Genomic DNA, 1,209 nt, shown 5'->3' with positions numbered 1-1,209 from the left:
CTGGCCATGCGGGCGCGCCAGGCCAATACCCCCGGGCCATCGCTGCTCCGCGGCAAGAAAGGATCGACGCCGCTCCTGGATTTGGTCGGTGGACAATAGACCTGATGCCCTGGCCATGCGCCCACTCGATGTCCTCTGCGCTGCAGAACCCGCCATCGACGAGATGGCGGCGGGGAAAGCGCTTCAGCCGGGCGCGCGTTCGTTCCAGCATCGGCCGCATCAGGCCGCGATCTGATCCGTTGTTGTCGACATCGACCGCGACCACGATCGGTTGTCCCGCCGCGCTGGCCACCTGCACATTGTAGGCCGGGCGGAAGCCGGCATCCGCCATCTTCATCACCCGCGCCTGCGGGTCCGTGGTGGAGGCCCGCGGCTCCTTCGGCTTCTTGCCATTGCCGCCCTTGTCGTCGAGCTGCTTTCGCTTGCGCTTGAGCTCGGCCAGCGCCGTTTGCGCCGCTTGCACCCGCTCACTGCGTTCGCGCGCCGCGCGCTCCCTGGCGGCCCGGATGCGCCGGTTGCTGGCTTCCGGATCCGCATCGACCTCGCGCTTGAGTTCTTCCACCACGGCCTTAGCCTGCGCCATCTGCCGGTCCAGCGTCGCCTCTCGCCGGAACGATCCGGTCCCCGCATTGGCCCGGATCCGCACCCCGTCCTGGGCCAACTTCTCCAGATCGACCAGCCCCGCCTTGCTCAGCGCCGCCAGATGTTCGCTCAGCAAGCGGTCGAGCAGATCGGCACAACCGACCCGGAAGTCCGACAGCGTGTGATAGTTCAGCGACACCCCGCCACAGAGCCAGCGATAGACGTCATGGCTGTCGCAGAGCCGGTCCAACGCCCGCGCGCTGCCAACGCCGTCGCTCGTGGCGTACAGCCAAAGTGCCAGCAGCAGCCGCGGCGAAGGCGCCGGATGGCCGGGCCTGTTCTCCCGCGCCTTGACCCGAGCCCTTCGACATAGGCCCAGATCACCCGCGCCGGATGATCCTGCCCGATCAGGCTGTCGATATCGACCGCGCGCAGTTCGACCTGGTCGCGCATCGGCTCGCGCAGCCGCGGCGCTCCGCGCCGCACTGCTTCGGCCCGTGGCTCCGCTCGTTCCGGCAGATCTCCAAATAGTCCGCCACCAACCATCATGCCCTCCTGCGAATCCATCACCGCAGAGAATCACAGCCACTTTGCGCTCTGCCATAAGAAAGATTCACAGCCTCGTAG

General features: G+C 67.2%; 1 pseudogene. It reads right to left on the bottom strand.

Annotation, left to right across the window (positions count from 1 at the left end):
• Positions 1-1,131, bottom strand: a pseudogene (locus tag AAFX91_RS41795) (IS1182 family transposase); the annotation flags it as partial.
• Between the last annotated feature and the right edge of the window lie 78 nt (positions 1,132-1,209).

The sequence above is a fragment of the Bradyrhizobium sp. 31Argb genome (assembly GCF_043638955.1).
Taxonomy (GTDB): Bacteria; Pseudomonadota; Alphaproteobacteria; order Rhizobiales; family Xanthobacteraceae; genus Bradyrhizobium.
The sequence above is the reverse complement of the archived record's forward strand: the minus strand, read 5'-3'. Positions and strand labels throughout refer to the sequence as shown.